At 64.1% G+C, this 17448-nt stretch carries 13 protein-coding genes; 9 read left to right on the forward strand and 4 right to left on the reverse strand.

The window, feature by feature from the left end:
- Positions 1 to 12 precede the first annotated feature (12 nt).
- Both NDY25_RS20965 and recJ read left to right on the forward strand, forming a co-directional pair.
- A complete protein-coding gene (locus tag NDY25_RS20965; RefSeq protein WP_168959698.1) occupies positions 13 to 933 on the forward strand; it encodes a phosphoglycerate mutase in 921 nt (306 codons plus the stop codon).
- Positions 930 to 2669 carry a single-stranded-DNA-specific exonuclease RecJ gene (gene recJ / locus NDY25_RS20970; RefSeq protein ID WP_168959697.1) on the forward strand — a complete coding sequence of 580 codons (1740 nt, stop codon included), beginning with the start codon at positions 930 to 932 and terminating at the stop codon, positions 2667 to 2669. Before NDY25_RS20965 ends, recJ begins: the two co-directional genes overlap by 4 nt.
- 839 nt (positions 2670 to 3508) lie before the next feature.
- On the opposite strand, the gene NDY25_RS20975 is transcribed toward recJ, so the two are convergent.
- Both NDY25_RS20975 and NDY25_RS20980 read right to left on the reverse strand, forming a co-directional pair.
- Complete coding sequence (locus NDY25_RS20975; RefSeq protein ID WP_168959696.1) at positions 3509 to 4546, reverse strand: DUF1176 domain-containing protein; 1038 nt, start codon at positions 4544 to 4546, stop codon at positions 3509 to 3511.
- Between the two features lie 101 nt (positions 4547 to 4647).
- Positions 4648 to 5862, reverse strand: a complete 1215-nt coding sequence (locus tag NDY25_RS20980) for an acyltransferase family protein (RefSeq protein WP_168959728.1) — start codon at positions 5860 to 5862, stop codon at positions 4648 to 4650.
- Positions 5863 to 6013: 151 nt separating this feature from the next.
- Here NDY25_RS20980 and NDY25_RS20985 point away from each other — a divergent pair, with 151 nt between their 5' ends.
- From NDY25_RS20985 to rpfC, 6 genes are all read left to right on the forward strand, one after another.
- A complete protein-coding gene (locus tag NDY25_RS20985; RefSeq protein WP_218974134.1) occupies positions 6014 to 6937 on the forward strand; it encodes a LytTR family DNA-binding domain-containing protein in 924 nt (307 codons plus the stop codon).
- A gap of 222 nt (positions 6938 to 7159) precedes the next feature.
- A protein-coding gene (gene prfB / locus NDY25_RS20990) for a peptide chain release factor 2 (RefSeq protein WP_104591659.1) occupies positions 7160 to 8285 on the forward strand; the annotation gives its coding sequence in 2 pieces (ribosomal slippage) (positions 7160 to 7234 and positions 7236 to 8285; 1125 coding nt in all).
- A 220-nt stretch (positions 8286 to 8505) separates the two neighbouring features.
- A complete protein-coding gene (gene lysS / locus NDY25_RS20995) occupies positions 8506 to 10023 on the forward strand; it encodes a lysine--tRNA ligase (RefSeq protein WP_168959695.1) in 1518 nt (505 codons plus the stop codon).
- Between the two features lie 138 nt (positions 10024 to 10161).
- Complete coding sequence (gene rpfG, locus NDY25_RS21000) at positions 10162 to 11298, forward strand: cyclic di-GMP phosphodiesterase response regulator RpfG (RefSeq protein ID WP_006451240.1); 1137 nt, start codon at positions 10162 to 10164, stop codon at positions 11296 to 11298.
- A 10-nt stretch (positions 11299 to 11308) separates the two neighbouring features.
- A complete protein-coding gene (locus NDY25_RS21005) occupies positions 11309 to 11926 on the forward strand; it encodes an RpfH protein (protein WP_168959694.1) in 618 nt (205 codons plus the stop codon).
- A gap of 7 nt (positions 11927 to 11933) precedes the next feature.
- On the forward strand, positions 11934 to 14108 hold the full coding sequence (gene rpfC / locus NDY25_RS21010) for a sensor histidine kinase RpfC (protein WP_168959693.1): 2175 nt from the start codon (positions 11934 to 11936) through the stop codon (positions 14106 to 14108).
- 13 nt (positions 14109 to 14121) lie between these two features.
- On the opposite strand, the gene rpfF is transcribed toward rpfC, so the two are convergent.
- Both rpfF and rpfB read right to left on the reverse strand, forming a co-directional pair.
- Positions 14122 to 14991: a diffusible signal factor synthase RpfF gene (gene rpfF, locus NDY25_RS21015; protein ID WP_168959692.1), complete on the reverse strand. Its 870-nt coding sequence runs from the start codon at positions 14989 to 14991 to the stop codon at positions 14122 to 14124.
- 178 nt (positions 14992 to 15169) lie between these two features.
- Positions 15170 to 16852, reverse strand: a complete 1683-nt coding sequence (rpfB, locus tag NDY25_RS21020) for a fatty acyl-CoA ligase RpfB (protein WP_168959691.1) — start codon at positions 16850 to 16852, stop codon at positions 15170 to 15172.
- A 97-nt stretch (positions 16853 to 16949) separates the two neighbouring features.
- Between rpfB and NDY25_RS21025 the strand changes: the two genes are divergently transcribed.
- Positions 16950 to 17399, forward strand: a complete 450-nt coding sequence (locus NDY25_RS21025) for a YybH family protein (RefSeq protein WP_168959690.1) — start codon at positions 16950 to 16952, stop codon at positions 17397 to 17399.
- The last annotated feature ends 49 nt before the right edge of the window (positions 17400 to 17448 follow it).

Here is a 17448-nt window from a genome sequence, read left to right on the forward strand (position 1 = left end):
CGCCACCGACCGATGACGACCGCAACGCTGCTGCTGCCGGAAACACGCCGTCTACCCGGCGAGTTGGGCGACACGCCGGTGGCGCGTGCGCTTGCGCGTGCCGACCAGCAAAGCACCGAGTCCGGCGAAGTGGCGCAGTTGCAACGCCACTTCAGCTTGACGCCTGCGCAGTGGCCGGTGGCCGCGCTGACCCGGCAGCTCGACGCCGGCGATGCCGCCGGTGCGACCTGGGTACGTGCCGATCCGGCCTATGTGGTGCCCGACATGCAGGGCGCGCGGTTGATGGGGTATGGCGAGGCGCTTGGTCCCACGGCAGAAGATCTGGAGGTGTTGTTGCCCATCCTCAAGCCGATGTTCGGCGATGCCGGGTTTCTGCTGGATGCGCCAACGCCCTCGCGCTGGTATCTGCGGCTGTCGCCGGATGCCAAGCTGCCGGAATTCGCGCCGCCGGATCTGGCGATCGGCGATGACTTGTTCGAGCATCTTCCCGCCGGCGATGTCGGCCGGCGCTGGCGCGCGCTGTTGACCGAAGCGCAGGTGCTGCTGCATCAACATCCCTGGAACGAGGGCCGCGTGGCCAGTGGCAAACCGGCGATCAATTCGCTGTGGTTCTGGGGCGGCGGTGTGCTGCCGCATGCGGTGAGTTCGCCGCATCGGCAAATACGCAGCCGCGAGTCGCTGCTGCGTGCACTGGCCCTGGCGGCCGGTGCGGATGCGCAGGGCGAACAACGCGTGGATGCCTTGGTGGATTTGCGCCATCTGCGGTCGCTGCAGCAATTCAGCGACGATGCGGTTGCGCCGTTGCTGGCGGCAATGGCGCGTGGCGAGCTGGATCGGCTGGTGCTGGATTTCCAGGACGGGCAAACCGTCTCGCTAACGCACGCGCAACGCTGGCGTTTCTGGCGCAAGCCGCGCTTACAGCTGGCGCAATGACGTCCACTCCGCAGATCGTCCGGCGCCCGCCCGGGCAGGCCGGCAGTTGGCCCGATTCCATGTTGCCGCTGTTGCGCCGCATCTATGCCGCGCGCGGTGTCACCGATACGCAAGGCGCGCATCCGCGGTTGGGGCAACTGCTGTCGCCGGAGTTGCTGCACAACAGCGACGTTGCTGCCGAGCTGCTGGCCGATGCGATCGCACACCAGCGCCGCATCCTGGTGGTGGGCGATTTCGATTGCGATGGCGCCACCGCCTGCGCGGTTGGCGTGCGTGGCTTGCGCATGCTCGGCGCGCTGGATGTGCATCACGCGGTGCCCAATCGCATGGTGCACGGCTACGGCCTGTCGCCTGCGCTGGTGGACGAATTGGCCGCGTTGCAGCCGGATCTACTGGTTACCGTCGATCACGGCATCGCCTGTCACGCCGGTGTGGCCGCAGCCAAGGCGCGCGGCTGGACCGTGCTGGTCACCGATCATCACTTGCCCGGCGAGGTGTTGCCGCCTGCCGATGCGATCGTGGATCCGAATCTGGCCAACGACACCTTCCCGAGCAAGTCGTTGGCCGGCGTCGGGGTGATCTTTTACGTGCTGCTGGCGCTGCGCAGCGTGTTGCGCGCGCGCGGCGCATTTGCCGACCGCGCCGAACCGGATCTGTCGGTGTTGCTGGATCTGGTCGCGGTCGGCACCGTCGCCGATCTGGTGCCGCTGGATACCAACAACCGTGCGCTGGTCTCGGCCGGCTTGCGCCGCCTGCGCGAGGGCAGGGGCTGCATTGGACTGCGCGCCCTGATCGATGCCAGCGGTCGCGATGTGGCGCGCCTGAGCGCCAGCGACATCGGATTCGCGCTCGCTCCACGCCTCAATGCCGCGGGCCGGCTCGAAGACATGGCCTTGGGCATCGAACTGTTGCTCAGCGAAGACTGGAGCCGCGCACGCGAGATCGCCGGCACCCTGGAGGAGATCAACGCCGAGCGCCGCGCGGTGCAGCAGTTGATGACCGATGACGCCGAGCAAGCCGTCACCAAGGTGGTGCTGGATGCCGATGGTGCGTTGCCGATCGCGGCCTGCCTGTTCGATGCCGAGTGGCATCCCGGCGTCATTGGATTGGTCGCTTCCAAACTCAAGGACCGCCTGCATCGGCCGGTGATCGCGCTGGCGCCGGCCGAGCCGGGCAGCAGCCTGTTGCGCGGCTCGGCGCGGTCGATTCCCGGCCTGCATATCCGCGATGTGCTGGCGGCGGTGGATGCGCGCCACCCGGGTCTGATCCATAAGTTCGGCGGGCATGCGATGGCGGCCGGGTTGAGCATGGATCACGCCGCGCTGGCCACGTTTGAACAGGCATTCCGGTCGCAAGTGCAATCGATGGTGGATGCCTCGCTGCTGCACGCCGAACTGCACAGCGATGGTGAACTGGCCGCGCACGAACTCGATCACCTGCATGCCGAAGCACTGCGCGTGGCCGGGCCGTGGGGGCAGGGCTTTCCCGAACCGCTGTTCGATGGTCAGTTCGAGGTGTTGCAGTGCCGCGTGCTCAAGGAGCGCCATCTCAAGTTGACACTGCGTTGCCCCGGACGCGCCGAGCCGCTCAATGCGATCCACTTCAACGGCTGGCGCGGCAGCGAGCCGGGTCGCATGGTGCGGCTGGCCTACCGCCTGGTCAGCGACAATTATCGCGGCGGAACCGCGGTGCAATTGATCGTCGAGCATTGCGAGCCGGCAACCGTCACTGGCTGATCTGCGGGCCCAGCGTTCTTTCTACGTTTTGTTGGCTGCACCTGGCCTCATCTGGATGTTTCCAAGCCGCGTTGGTCGAGGGCGCGGTGTCCTCACCTCACCGCTCGCGGGACACGCCGTGAATCCGTCCGTGTAGGGCGCTGAGGGTACGGTTCTAAGCGCGCGGCTGTCAGTCGCTGGCCTCGGTAGGGGCGGCAGCCGCTGGCTTCGGTAGGGGCGGCAGCGCGGCCGGGGATCGGCTCCTCGGCTCGGTCAGACATCCTGTCTGACTCGCCGCCGCGGCACATCCGAGTGCCGCTCTCCGCCAATCCCCGGCCACGCTGCCGCCTAGGCTTGTCGTCTCCATGACCTGATCAAGGCAAGCCGATTCGTCATCTTGTTTTCCAGTGACCCACGTAATTCGCGATGACAAGTCTGCCGGTGCCTTCTTGAAGGCCTGTGTTGTTCGGCGTGTGCTGGGAAGCAGATCGGACGCGCCGTGATCCGAGAAACACACGTCATGCTCTGCTAGCAACCACGCACACCGACCATCTTCGATGGTCCTTGCCCGCCCACCGTCGCGGGACCTTACGCGGCATGGATGCCGCGTAAGAGCCTACACGGACGTACTTGCGGCGTGTCCCGCGATGGTGGGCGGGCAAGGACCTTGCAGCCAAGCTGCAGCTCAGCCGCTCTGCACTTGACGGCGCACTCACAAGCGGCATTTGCGCGGTGGTACATGCCCTAGCGGCCGCACGCCTGATGGCCGCAAAGTAGTTTCATTCGCCGCTCAAAGCGTCTTGCAAGACAGTGCAAGCGCGCACTGGCGCTAGCACTCACTCGCACTGTCCTCTCCTCGATCAAGGTGACTTCTTGACCTCGGTCACCAGCGTCGGCAATTCCCATGCGCCGCCCGCGGCCACCAGCCGGCACAGGCCGGAGGTGGATTTGGAGGTCGGCACAAACCGGCGGCCGTCCCAGGTCCAGCTCGCCTGGCTGTAGCAATCTCCCAGACCTCGCCCCTTGTGCGATGCGAGGATGGTCGCCTCATCCAGACCGCTGGCCTGGGTGGTGATCAAGGTGGGCGCGAACGGCGCGCGTGCGTTGATGACCCAGTAGCCGGTGCCGACGTTGTAGGCGCCCATCCAGCAATCGGTCGAGACCAATAATTTGTCGCTGCTGAGCCGGGTGATCGTCAGCGGTTCCGGCGCAGTGCTTGCGTCCAGCCCCTTGCATTCGTCGTTGGCCGGCAAGCTGGCACGCAGCGCCTGATAGAGCGCCGGCAGTTTGCCCAGGCGCGCATCGGCGGCTTGCGTTGCTGCGAGTTTGGCTTCACGTATCTGCGGTACCGGCACGGCCGGCAGCACGGCGGTTTCGTCGCGATCGCCCTTGCGCACCAGTGCGCCGCGCGTGCCCAGCCGGCCCTGGAATTCATCCATCTTCAGCAGCACCGCCGCGGCGCCGCGATCGGACAGCTGCCAGCGGCGACCATCGTTGCCCACCGCCACGATCGTGCTGCTGCGGGTCAGCGCGGCCAGCAGTGCAGTGACCTGCGCGTTGGTCAGCGGCGCGGTGCCGCTGTCGCGATTGAGCGCCAGCTTGCCCAGATCGCGCTGGTCGATGCGCAATGTGAGCGACGCCGGCATCTTGACCTCGTCGTACTGGCCCAGCATCAGCTCAGCGGTCACCGCTTGCCCGGCCCCGGCCTTGCGGGTCAACAGCACCGACACCGGCGTGCTGTCGCCTTCATCCTGCTGGTAACCGGCAGCGCGGCAGGTGCGGGTGTTGTCGCAGGCGATGGTCCAGTCTTCATGGTCGAAGGCGATGCCGACCGGGGCCTCGGCAAGGGCGGCGACGGGCGTCAGCAACAAGGCGGCGGCAAGCAGGGTGGGGCGCATGGTGTTCTTCGAAAGAGCGTGTCCGGCGCGCATCTTGCGTTGCTGCGGATAGGCCGTCCAGTGAATCGCGCGCTAAACAGCGCCATCGGTGCGCAATGCGTTCATGACGGCATCGGCATGACGTCGACCTGCCTCGCCGAACGCTGCGTGCGCCCACGTAATCCGAACAACGGGCGCAGCCAGCGCACGCGGCGGATCGCATATTCATGCAGTGCCAGACAGCCGATCACGGTAGCGGCAATCACCAGCGCCGGTTCCAGCCAGGCATTCAAGTGCAACGGCATCAGCCAGTAAAGCACCACGATGATCAGGCTCTGATGCAGGATGTACCACGGGAACACTGCCTCGGTGCAGTAAGGCAGCCAGCGGAACGGACGGTTCAAACGGTGCCTGGCCCAGCCAAGAATCGTCAGCAGCGCCAGCCAGGTGTAGGCGGCACGTACGCTGTGTTCGATCGTCTCCCACGGCAGCGCAGCCAGCGTTGCACCCAGTTGCGCCGGTTGTCCATGGACGCCGACATAACGGACTGCCAGTTCGGTGCTGATCGCCAACACCGCAGAGCCCAGGGTGATCCAGCGCAGCCGCACCGCCCAAGCCCAGAAGCGCTCGCGACGTGCCAGCAGGTACCCCAGCACAAACAGCGGGAACGATTCGGCATGCACGAACCAGTCGCCGACCAGCGCGTGGGTCGGCGGGTGGCGCGGCATCACCCACATCACGCAGAACGCTTCCCACTGGATCGGCAACAGCAGCAGTGCCGGCACCGCCAGCGCAGCGGGCAAGCGAGGCAACGCGGCCAACCGCAGCCGCGTTGTCAGCGCCACCAGCGCCATCAACGCGACGGTGTAGGGCAGCAGATAGGCTAGATACCACAGATGGTTCCAGGTGATGCCGTGCTCCCAGCCATCGAAACTATCGGCCGGCCACGGCCGAACCTGCCAATAGCGCAACAGGAAGTTACCGAAGCCCGGGCTGACCTTGCCGTTGCTCACGCCCTGGCAATACGCCTGCACCGCAACCACCACGAACATGCCGAACAGCAACGGCGGCAGCAACCGCCTGCAGCGCTGCAGCGCGAAACGCCAGGGCCTGGCCTGCGGCCGCGCCAGCCCGATCGCGATGCCGGAGATCATGAACAGCAACGGCATCCGCCACCGATTGAGCACGATCATCGGCCACTGCAACCACTGCGCCGTGTGCACGCTCTTGAGGTGGAAATCCCAGTCGGCCACATAGGCCATGCCCACGTGATAGAGGATCAGCAAGGCAAAGGCGAAAACGCGCAAGGCGTCGATATCGTGGCGGCGCTCGGTCATGGTGGTGTCGGTAGAAGGCATGCCTGCATCCTCGGCAGATCCGGCCCATGCAGATGCGCCAAGGGCGGCAATGCCGTCCCTGAGTGACCAGTTGCGGTACTGCAGGGACGAACCGGGGACGGCAGGCGGGCGGTTTGCCTAGAATGCGCGGATGAATTCACCAGCATCCGGGGCCATTCCACCCGATACCGGCAGCAACGCCAGCGCAGGCAAGCGCTGGGTGGCGTTGATCTGGCTGCTGGTTTTCTATGGCAGTGCGCTCGGCAACACCGCGACCGCATGGCTGGCGGCGCGTCGTGATGGTCAGCCGTTGCTGCTATGGCAGGTGCTGACCTGGGAGCTGAGTAGCGCAACCGCCTCGTTATTGCTCCTGCCGCTGCTGCTCTGGCTATGCCGGCGCTGGCCGTTGCATGCCGATGTCTGGCGGCGGCGCATTCCGCTTTATATGGCGGCCGGGCTGGTCTGGTGGTTGCTGCACGTCAGCGGCATGGTGCTGTTGCGCAAGCTGGTCTATCTCGCGGTGGGGGCGCACTACGACTTCGGTGGCTGGCGCTTGCAGTGGGTGTACGAACTCTCCAAGGATCTGCGCACCTTCGCCTTGCTGGTGGCGCTGCAACACACGCTGGCCTGGTATGGGCGGCGTCGGCAGGGCGAGGCGCATCTGCTGGCCGCGCCGGACGAAGGCGCGCCGGTGGAGCCGCTGGATCGCCCGCAACGCTTTCTGGTGCGTAAGCTGGGCCGTGACTTCCTGGTCGCCACCGCCGATATCGAATGGGTCCAGGCTTCGGGCAACTACGTCAATCTGCACGTACGCAGCCACGACTACCCGCTGCGCAGCACCATGGCCGCGATTGAGGCCAAGCTCGATCCGGCCGTGTTCGTGCGTATCCACCGCAGCTACCTGGTGAAGCTGGCACGTGTGCAGGCGATCGAACCGCTGGAATCCGGCGATGCCCGCGTGCACCTGTGCGATGCAACGGTATTGCCATGCAGCCGCCGATATCTGGCTGCGTTGCGGACAGTGGCCGGGCAGGCGCCCGTCGCGCAGCGTGCCGAGGCTGCACCGGCTGGCTGAGTGGAGCAGCGCCGATCATATGTAATGCCGCCTTTGTCCGGCCTGGATCAGTCAGCGCCCCGGCACCTGACCTGTGCGCCGGCCCGGCTGCCGACTGCACCGACCGGCGCTTCCTGATGCTAGCTGTGCCCGCAGAACGCTGCGACCCGGCATGGCCACCGCTGCGTTCCGCCGCCGCCGCCCGCTTGCTAAACTACCGGGCTTGTTTGCCGGAAGTCCGTCATGATCGAAACCAATCCGATCCGCCAGCGCATCACCGATCTCAACGATCGCGTGCTCTCGCTCAGGGGGTATCTTTGACTACGACGTCAAGAAAGAGCGTTTAGAGGAAGTCACCCGGGAGCTTGAAAACCCCGATGTGTGGAACGATTCCGAGCGCGCGCAGGCCCTGGGCCGCGAGCGCTCGATGCTGGAAAAGACCGTCATCGGCATTGCCGACGTGCTGGCCGGCCTGGCCGACGCCGCCGACCTGCTGGAGCTTGCCGAAAGCGAGCAGGACGAAGACACCGCCGTGGCGGTGCTTGCCGACCTGGACAAGTATCAGGTGCACGTCGAGAAGCTGGAATTCCAGCGCATGTTCTCCGGCCAGATGGACGGCGCCAACGCGTTTGTCGACATCCAGGCTGGCGCCGGTGGTACCGAGGCCCAGGACTGGGCCGAAATCCTGTTGCGCATGTATCTGCGCTGGGCCGAGTCGCGCGGCTGGAAGACCGAGCTGATGGAAGTGTCCGGCGGCGAAGTCGCGGGCATCAAGTCGGCCACCATCCGCATCGAAGGCGAGTTTGTCTATGGCTGGTTGAAGACCGAAATCGGCGTGCACCGGCTGGTGCGCAAGTCGCCGTTCGATTCGGACAATCGCCGGCATACCAGTTTCACCTCGGTATTCGTGTCGCCGGAAGTGGACGACAACATCGAGATCGACATCAATCCGGCCGATCTGCGCACCGACGTGTATCGCTCCTCCGGCGCCGGTGGTCAGCACGTCAACAAGACCGAATCGGCGGTGCGTATCACGCATATTCCGACCAACACCGTGGTGGCCTGTCAGACCGGCCGCAGCCAGCACCAGAACCGCGACAACGCGATGAAGATGTTGGCCGCCAAGTTGTACGAGCTGGAAGTGCAAAAGCGCAATGTCGAACGCGACGCGCTGGAAGCCACCAAGTCCGACATCGGCTGGGGCAGCCAGATCCGCAACTACGTGCTCGACCAGAGCCGCATCAAGGATCTGCGCACCGGCATCGAACGCAGCGATACGCAGAAAGTGCTCGACGGCGATCTGGACGAATTCGTCGAGGCCAGCCTCAAGGCCGGTCTGGCGGCAGGCTCCAAACGCCTGGATGCCTGATCGCAGTGCGAGGTCGATGTGCTTGCGCGCATATCGACCTCGCGCTACCTGCGGCCACAATGCGTCCTGATCGTGCAGCGGCTGCAGATTGCGCAACAGTCGACGCTGCTGCACCGCGCATTCGTCACAGTCCCACCGTAAAACAAAGCAGGCTCCGGCCACTCCGGTTCCTCATTCCCCACCGGGCACGCGCCCGACCCACAGCAGATCGATTCCCGCCATGACCGAGCAGACCCCCGCGCCGCAGACTCCCGCCGACGAGAACAGCCTCATCGCTGAGCGCCGCGCGAAACTGGGCGCGTTGCGCAGCCAGGGCATCGCCTATCCCAACGATTTCGTGCGCGAGCAGTTCGCCGGCGACCTGCAGGCCGAATTCGCCGATGCCGAGACCTGGACCCCCGAGGCGTTGGAAGCCAGCGCTCGCACGGTCAAGATGGCCGGCCGCCTGATGGCCAAGCGGGTGATGGGCAAGGCGAGTTTTGCGCAGATCCAGGACGAGTCCGGGCGCGTGCAGCTGTTTCTGCAGGGCAATGTGCTCGGCGATGCCTACACCGCGTTCAAGGGCTGGGACGTTGGCGACATCGTCGCAGTGGAGGGCGGGTTGACTCGCACCAAGACCGGCGAGCTGTCGGTCAAGGCCACTGCGTTGCGCCTGCTGACCAAGTCGCTGCGCCCGCTGCCGGACAAGTGGCATGGCCTGTCGGACGTGGAGCAGCGCTATCGCCAGCGTTATGTCGATCTGATCGTCACCCCGGAAGCGCGCGAGGTCTTCATCAAGCGCTCCAAGATCATCCGCGCCATGCGCGCCTGGCTGGACGCGCGCCGCTTCCTGGAAGTGGAAACGCCGATGATGCATTACATCCCCGGTGGCGCCACCGCCAAGCCGTTCACCACCCACCACAATGCGCTGGATCTGGATCTGTACCTGCGCGTGGCGCCGGAGCTGTATCTCAAGCGGCTGGTGGTCGGTGGGCTGGAACGCGTCTACGAGATCAACCGCAATTTCCGCAACGAGGGCGTGTCGACCCGGCACAACCCCGAGTTCACCATGCTCGAACTCTACGAGGCCTATGCCACGTACCACGAGATCATGGATCTGACCGAGCAGGTGATCCGCGATACCGCGCAGTCGGTGCTGGGCACCACCCAGGTGAACTGGGATGGCGCCGACATCGATCTGGCGCCGGCTTTCCGGCGCTGGCGCATGGATGAGGCCGTTCGCCATCACAATCCGGACATCAGCGCGGCCGATTGCACCGATCGCGATGCGCTGCTGCGCCATTGCGAGCGCCTGAAGATCAAGGTCAAGCCATCGTACGGCTGGGGCAAGCTGCTGCTGGAAATCTTCGAAGCCACCGTGGAACACACCTTGGTGCAGCCGACCTTCATCACCGATCATCCGGTCGAAGTGTCGCCGCTGGCGCGTTCCAGCGACACCGAGCCGGGGTACACCGATCGCTTCGAGCTTTTCATCAACGGCAAGGAATTGGCCAACGGTTTCTCCGAGCTCAATGACCCCGAAGACCAGGCCGCGCGCTTCCAGGCGCAAGTGCAGGCCAAGGATGGTGGCGATGACGAAGCGATGCATTACGACGCCGATTACATCCGTGCGTTGGAGTACGGCATGGCGCCGACCGGTGGTCTGGGCATCGGCATCGACCGGCTGGTGATGCTGCTGACCGGCAGCACCTCGATCCGCGATGTGCTGCTGTTCCCGTATATGCGTCCGGAAGCCTGATGCTCTGCGCCGTCGGGTCGCCGACGGCACAGATACTGCATATGCTTGAGCGGAGCCCCGAATGGCGTATCGTCGGGGGAGTCGGCAGTACCGTCGGCGTTATCGCTTTCCCGTTCTCGAGACAGAGGAGCAACGGCTATGCAGGATGTTTTAGGGAATCCGGTCGGTGTATCGTCGACGGATACATGGGGAAGCTGGTCGGAAAAGGCGGATCTGGGATTGAACATCGTTATTGTCGATGATCAGATGTCTGCGCGGACGATGCTGCGTCACGTCATCGAAGACATCGCACCGGAGTTGAAGGTCTATGACTTCGGTGACCCGCTCGACGCGCTTGCCTGGTGCGAAGCCGGACGCGTGGATCTGCTGCTGCTCGACTATCGCATGCCGGGCATGGACGGCCTGGAGTTCGCACGCCGGCTACGTCGGCTGCCAAGCCATCGCGATATTCCGATCATCCTGATCACCATCGTCGGTGACGAACCGATTCGTCAGGCCGCACTGGAAGCCGGCGTGATCGACTTTCTGGTCAAGCCGATCCGCCCGCGCGAACTGCGCGCGCGCTGCGCCAATTTGCTGCAGCTGCGTCAGCAGAGCGAAAGCGTCAAGCAACGCGCGCTGTCGCTGGAACAGCGCCTGCTGGCCAGCATGAACGAGGTCGAAGAGCGCGAACGCGAAACCTTGTCGCGGCTGGCGCGCGCCATCGAGTACCGCGACTCGGGGACCAGCGCGTTCCTGGAGCGCATGTCGCACGTAGCCGGCCTGATCGCCGAGCAACTCGGCTTGTCGGAAGAGGAGGTGCGCATCATCGAGATGGCCGCACCGCTGCACGACATGGGCAAGATCGCCATTCCCGATTCGGTGCTGCTCAAGCCGGGCAAGCTCACCGACGACGAGATGAGCATCATGAAGCGGCATCCGCGCATCGGCTACGAGCTGCTCAGCGGCAGCCAGAACCGTTTCATCCAGGTCGGCGCCCTGATCGCACTGCGTCACCACGAACGCTACGACGGCACCGGCTACCCGGACGGACTGGTGGGCGAGGCGATTCCGCTGGAAGCGCGCATCGTGGCAGTGGCCGACGTCTTCGACGCCCTGCTGTCGCCGCGCCCGTACAAGGAGGCCTGGACGATGGACGCTGCGCTTGCGTATCTGTACGCCCAACGCGGCCGCCTGTTCGACCCGCGCTGCGTGGATGCGCTGCTACGTGGCCGCGCGCAGCTGGATCAGATCTGCGGGGAGTTCTCGACCGCATCGGCACGACCCGGGGTGTGAAGTGAAGGCGGTGCTTGGCCAGCTGCGCGCTCGACTCGCCCGGCGTGCCGACAGCGAGCATGGTCAGGCGCTGGTGCGCATCGTGTTGATTCTGCTGATGCTGGTCTATGCGCTGACCTTCGCTCAGCAGTGGCAGGTCTCCAGGCACAAGCTGCAGCAGCTGTTCTGCCTGATCGCAATCGGTCAGGGGATGGCGCTGGTGCTCTTTGGCTGGATTGTTGCAAACCCACAGCGCTCGCATCTGCGTCGCACGCTAGGGATGCTGTCCGATTACGGCTTGATCGGGCTGGCGATGACCTGGATGGGGGCGCCAATGGCATTCTTGTATGTCGTGTTGCTTTGGATAACGATCGGCAATGGGCTGCGGTTCGGTAGCGAGGCTCTGCACAACGCAGTGGCCATGGCCACGCTCAGCTTCGGCTCAACGCTGGCCAACAGTAGCTATTGGCAGGGTCGGCTTGGCTTGGCGATCGCGCTGCTGGGTGCGTTGATCGTCATTCCTATGTCATTGTTGCGTACGCTGCGCGAGCACGACCAAGCGATCATTGAGCCACCGCCCGCTGCAGGTATCGACGCTGCGACGCAGCAAGGAAGGATCCCAACCCCATCGACGCCACCGCGCGTCTGAGGCGTCTATGAAGTTTCCACTGCCATGGTTGAAGCAACGTCTGTCAGGACGGGCGGACACGGAACACGCGCAAAATCTGGTCCGTATCATCATCACCACCCTGTTTATTTCTTACCTGGGCTGGCGCTACCAACATACGCACGGCGACACGCTGGTTGCCACTTGGTTGATCCTGGTGGGCGAACTGGTGGTGTCGCTTGGCCTGATGGTGGCGATCCTGCTGCGACCGCAGGTGTCCCACACGCGGCGCCTGATCGGCATGCTGCTGGATTACACCTGCACCGGTGCCATCATGGCGATCCAGGGCGAGCCTGCCTCACCGTTGTACGCAGTGTGCATGTGGGTGACCATCGGCAACGGTCTGCGCTACGGCAGCAACTATCTGCGCGCCGCTACGGCAATGGGCAGCCTGTGCTTCCTCAGCGCCATCCTGATTTCACCCTATTGGAAAGCCAATCCATACCTGAGCTGGGGCTTGTTGCTGGGCCTGATCGCCGTGCCGCTGTACTTCGATTCGCTGTTGCGTGCGATGACACGGGCGGTGCGCGAGGCGCGTCATGCCAATCAGGCCAAGAGCCGTTTTCTGGCAAATATGAGTCACGAATTCCGCACGCCGCTCAATGGGCTGTCGGGCATGACCGAAGTGCTGGCAACCACGCGCCTTGATGCTGAGCAGAAGGAGTGCGTCAACACCATCCAGGCGTCGGCACGCAGCCTGCTGTCGCTGGTCGAAGAAGTGTTGGACATTTCAGCGATCGAGGCCGGCAAGATTCGCATCGACCAGCGCGATTTTTCGCTGCGTGAGCTACTCGGCGCGATTGGACTGATCCTGCAGCCGCAGGCCAGGGCGCGAGGCTTGCACTACAGCACCCAGGTTGCTGCCGACGTTCCCGATTTGCTTAAGGGTGACACTGGCCATCTGCGGCAGGTACTGCTCAACATCGTGGGCAATGCCGTCAAATTCACCGAGCAAGGCCATGTGCTGCTGCGGATCACGCGAGTGTCCGCCGGCAGCGCACTGCGACTGCGGTTCGATGTGGAAGACACCGGCATCGGGGTGCCGCTGGATATGCGCTCGCGGCTGTTCGACGCGTTCGAGCAGGCCGACGTTGGCCTGTCGCGGCGTTATGAGGGGACCGGGCTTGGCACCACCATCGCCAAGGGGTTGGTGGAGGCAATGGGCGGCAGCATCGGGTTCAAGGAGAACCAGCCCAGCGGTAGCGTGTTTTGGTTCGAACTGCCGATGGCGATCGGCGCACCTGTGCAGGCGGCACCCGCACAGGTGTCTGGCGGCGCACTCGTGGGAACGCAAGACGAACTGGAAGCCTCCAACGTCATCGCGTTCTCCAATCCGTTTCTGCGTCATCGCGCGCGCGTGCGCAGCATGCGCATGCTGGTGGCCGACGACCACGAAGCAAACCGCATGGTGTTGCAGCGGTTGCTGGAAAAGGCCGGGCACAAGGTGAGGTGCGTCAACGGCGCCGAGCAGGTACTGGACGCAATGGCTGAAAAAGATTTCGATGCGGTCATCGTCGATCTGCATATGCCGGGCATGAGCGGTCTGGACATGCTCAAGCAATTACGGGTAATGCAGGCCAGCGGAATGCGTTACACCCCGGTTGTGGTATTGAGTGCCGATGTCACACCCGATGCGATTCGTACATGCGAACAAGCCGGCGCGCGTGCGTTCTTGGCCAAGCCGGTTGTTGCAGCGAAGTTGCTGGATACCTTGGCCGATCTGGCTGTCAGTACGCGGCCCTTGGTCACGCCGACAACAAGTGTGCAGATCCCGGACATGTTCGATGGTGTGCTCGATGCCAGTGTGCTGGACGAGCTGGCTGCACTGGGTATGGGAGATGAGTTCGAACACCAGTTCGTGCGTCAGTGCCTGGAAGATGCGCAGAACTGCGTCGGTGCGATCGAGCGTGATGGAACCCGTTCGGATTGGGAGCAGTTGCGTGAGAGCGCGCATGCATTGCGTGGCGTTGCCAGCAACCTGGGTCTGGCGCAGGTTGCCGGTAGCGGGGGCGAATTGATGCGCATGGCCGACTGGCAATTGCAGGCAGAGTGGCGGCAGCGGCTGTCTGCGTTGCGCGGCCAATTGCAGGCCGGAAAGGACGCACTCGACGCACGCGTGAAGCGCGCCAAGGACGAAGAGTGCTCCCCCCGTAATAGCGAATAGGGCGGCCGGCGCATCAGCCGGCATCGAGTCCCGAGCGGCGCGACTGCGCTCGTACCAGCCGGTCCATCGTGCGCAGCGATTTTTCGCCCAACTGCATCGCTGTATCTACCCAGATCTCGGTGATGCGCATCATCTCTTCCAGCGGTACGGCGGTGGTCATTTCGCGTACCTGCTGCATCGCTGCCCATGCGTGCGGCGTACGCTTGCTCTCACGGATCACCTGTTCCACTGCAGCCACACCCTGGCCGCGTGGGACCACGCGATCAATCAGCCCCATGGCGAGCAGTTCTTCAGCCGAGTACAGATTGCCATTGAGCATGATCCGCTGCGCCAATTGCGGGCTGACGCGCTGGCACATGAAAGAGTAGGCACCCATGCCCGGGAACAGATCGAACAGGACTTCGGGTAGCCCCATCATCACGCCTTCCTCGGCAATGATGGTATGGCAGCTCAATGCCGCCTCGAAACCGCCGCCCAGCGCATTGCCCTGGACCAGAGCGATGCTGTGCGCACGTGCGCCGAGGCCAACGTGAAACGCGTTCACTCCGCGCACGCAGCGCTGCGCGTAGTCGAGCAAGCGGGCGCGATCGCCTTCGCGAATCAACTGGCAGAACAGCGCCAGATCACCGCCAAGGTTGAAAACGTCGCTGTCCGATGCCAACACCACATGTGGGGACGTCGCACCGGCATGGAGAAGGCGCTGGCCGAGGTCGACCTGGTAGCGGGTGATGTCGTCGACCAGGCGCGAAGAGAAGCAGGCGCGACCTGGATTTATGTCCAGATCGGCATGCATGTGAATCCAGTAGACGTCGCGTTGCAGTTCTTCGATGACGCGTAGGGTGGAACCGATCGTGGTGCGAACAAAAGGTTGAACTGCAGACATGGTGGTTCTCCGTGAAGACCGTCCGGCCGGCCGCCTTACGGACGGAGAGTGAGAGGAACGAGGAGCGTGCGCCGACCGCTGATTCTATGCGTGCAAAAGCAAGCGCCCGCAAGGCCTTGCGGCATTGCGGGCGCGAGATGATGGCTGAACGGCCTCGATCCTGCGATGGCAGGTAGGATTACCCCTTCGGCGCATCCCGCAATTCGCGACGCAGGATCTTGCCGACGTTGGTTTTCGGCAGTTCCTTGCGGAATTCGATCACGCGCGGCTGCTTGTAGCCGGTCAGGTTGGCGCGGCAATGCGCCTTCACGGCGTCGGCAGTCAGGGCAGGGTCCTTCTTCACGATGACGGCCTTGACGATCTCGCCGGACTTTTCGTCCGGCACGCCCACGGCCGCCACTTCCAGCACGCCTGGCATCTCGGCGATCACGTCTTCGATCTCGTTCGGGTAGACGTTGAAGCCGGAGACCAGAATCATGTCCTTCTTGCGATCGACGATGTAGACGAAGCCTTGCTCGTCCATGCGGGCGATATCGCCGGTGTGCAGCCAGCCCTCGGCGTCCATGACCTTGGCGGTTTCTTCAGGCTTCTTCCAATAGCCCTTCATCACCTGCGGGCCCTTGATGCACAGCTCGCCGATTTCGCCCTGCGGCAGCACTGCGCCTGCGTCGTCCTTGATGCAGGCATCGGTGGACGGAATCGGCAGGCCGATCGAGCCGTTGTAGTCCTTCAGATCCATCGGGTTGATGCAGGCGGCCGGCGAGGTCTCGGTCAGGCCGTAGGCCTCGACCAGGGTCAGGCCGGTGACCTTCTTCCAGCGTTCGGCGACTGAGCGTTGCACCGCCATGCCGCCGCCCAGGGTCATCTTGAGCGAAGAGAAATCGACCTGATCGAACCCCGGCGTATTGAGCAAGCCATTGAACAGCGTGTTGACGCCGGTGAAGGCAGTGAAGCGGGTCTTCTTCAATTCCTTGACGAAGCCGGGCATGTCGCGCGGATTGCTGATCAGGTGATTGCAGCCGCCGATCTTCATGAAGACCAGGCCGTTCGCGGTCAGTGCGAAGATGTGATACAGCGGCAGCGCGGTGATCACCACCTCGGCGCCTTCTTCCAGCTTGCCGGTGCCGGCAAGCCACTGGTGGGCCTGCTGCATGTTGGCGACCAGATTGCGGTGGGTGAGCATCGCGCCCTTGGCCACGCCGGTGGTGCCGCCGGTGTATTGCAGGAACGCGATGTCGTCGGGCTCGATCTGCAGCGTCGGAACTGTGTGCTTGCGGCCCAGCGCGAGCGCGTCACGGAAACGGATCGCGCCCTTGAGGCGGTACTCCGGCACCAGCTTCTTGACGTACTTGACGACGAAGTTGACCACCGCCGCTTTCGGGAAGCCGAGCATGTCGCCCAGGCCGGTGGTGATCACCTGCTTGACCGGGGTGTCGGCGATGACCTGCTGCACAGTGGTACCGAAGTTGTCGATGACCACCAGTACGCTGGCGCCGGAGTCGATCAGCTGATGCTTGAGCTCGCGCGGGGTGTACAGCGGGTTGACGTTGACCACGGTCAGACCGGCACGCAGGATGCCGAACGTGGCGACCGGGTACTGCAGGCAGTTGGGCATCATCAGGGCGACGCGGTCGCCTTTCTTCAACTGCAATTCGCCAAGCAGATAGGCGGCGAATTGCTCCACCAACTGATCGGCTTCGCGGTAGGTGATGGTCTTGCCGAAGCTGTGATACGCGGGGCGATCGGCGAAGCGCGCGACCGAAGTGGCGAACACCTCCGCAACGGTGCGGAACTGCTCAAGATCGATCTCGGCAGCGACGCCGGCCGGATAACTCTGTAACCAAGGACGTGCCTGATTCATCTGCCCCCCTCCAGGGTGTTCGGTGCGTGACGCGGTGTGTTCCACGGCACGACTGCAAGTGGCAGCATACCGTCATGCATGTAAAAGGCGAAGTGTGATGCAGGGCAGCATTCAACTGCGATGGCGATATTGGCTCGCCGTGCTGTGCATGCTTGCGCTGATTGGTTGCGCGCGGCCTGCGCCGGAACAACGCTTGCGCGCGACGCTGGAGCAACTGCATCAGGCGATCGAAGCACGCGATATCGGCGATGCGATGGCGCCGGTGGCCGAGGATTTTATCGGCGAACAAGGATTGGACGTAGCCGGTCTGCGGCGATTGATGCAGCTGCAGATGCTGGGCAATCAAAAGATCGGCGTGACCTTGGGGCCGGTGGATGTGCAGCTGCGCGGTGACACCGCAAGCGTGCGTTTCACTGCGTTGCTGACCGGTGGCAGCGGGCGCTGGCTACCCGAGCAGGCGCAGACGTATCAGGTGACCACCGGCTGGCGATTGCAGGGCGGCGACTGGCAGCTGTATCACGCGCAGTGGGAACCGACCGGGCATTGAGCGCGTGCCTGAAACGACACTCCCGCCAAGCGGCGGGAGTGTCGTTGAA

Origin of the sequence: Xanthomonas hortorum pv. pelargonii (assembly GCF_024499015.1) — a bacterium.
Lineage (GTDB): Bacteria > Pseudomonadota > Gammaproteobacteria > Xanthomonadales > Xanthomonadaceae > Xanthomonas > Xanthomonas hortorum_B.

Excerpts from the sequence above, each read along its gene's own strand:
- NDY25_RS20985 (WP_218974134.1), top strand. The coding sequence starts at position 6,014 with ATGAATTCACCAGCATCCGGGGCCATTCCACCCGATACCGGCAGCAAC.
- NDY25_RS20980 (WP_168959728.1), bottom strand. The coding sequence starts at position 5,862 with ATGACCGAGCGCCGCCACGATATCGACGCCTTGCGCGTTTTCGCCTTT.
- NDY25_RS21025 (WP_168959690.1), top strand. The coding sequence starts at position 16,950 with ATGCAGGGCAGCATTCAACTGCGATGGCGATATTGGCTCGCCGTGCTG.
- NDY25_RS20975 (WP_168959696.1), bottom strand. The coding sequence starts at position 4,546 with ATGCGCCCCACCCTGCTTGCCGCCGCCTTGTTGCTGACGCCCGTCGCC.
- rpfC (WP_168959693.1), top strand. The coding sequence starts at position 11,934 with ATGAAGTTTCCACTGCCATGGTTGAAGCAACGTCTGTCAGGACGGGCG.
- rpfG (WP_006451240.1), top strand. The coding sequence starts at position 10,162 with ATGCAGGATGTTTTAGGGAATCCGGTCGGTGTATCGTCGACGGATACA.
- NDY25_RS20965 (WP_168959698.1), top strand. The coding sequence starts at position 13 with ATGACGACCGCAACGCTGCTGCTGCCGGAAACACGCCGTCTACCCGGC.
- recJ (WP_168959697.1), top strand. The coding sequence starts at position 930 with ATGACGTCCACTCCGCAGATCGTCCGGCGCCCGCCCGGGCAGGCCGGC.
- rpfB (WP_168959691.1), bottom strand. The coding sequence starts at position 16,852 with ATGAATCAGGCACGTCCTTGGTTACAGAGTTATCCGGCCGGCGTCGCT.
- rpfF (WP_168959692.1), bottom strand. The coding sequence starts at position 14,991 with ATGTCTGCAGTTCAACCTTTTGTTCGCACCACGATCGGTTCCACCCTA.
- lysS (WP_168959695.1), top strand. The coding sequence starts at position 8,506 with ATGACCGAGCAGACCCCCGCGCCGCAGACTCCCGCCGACGAGAACAGC.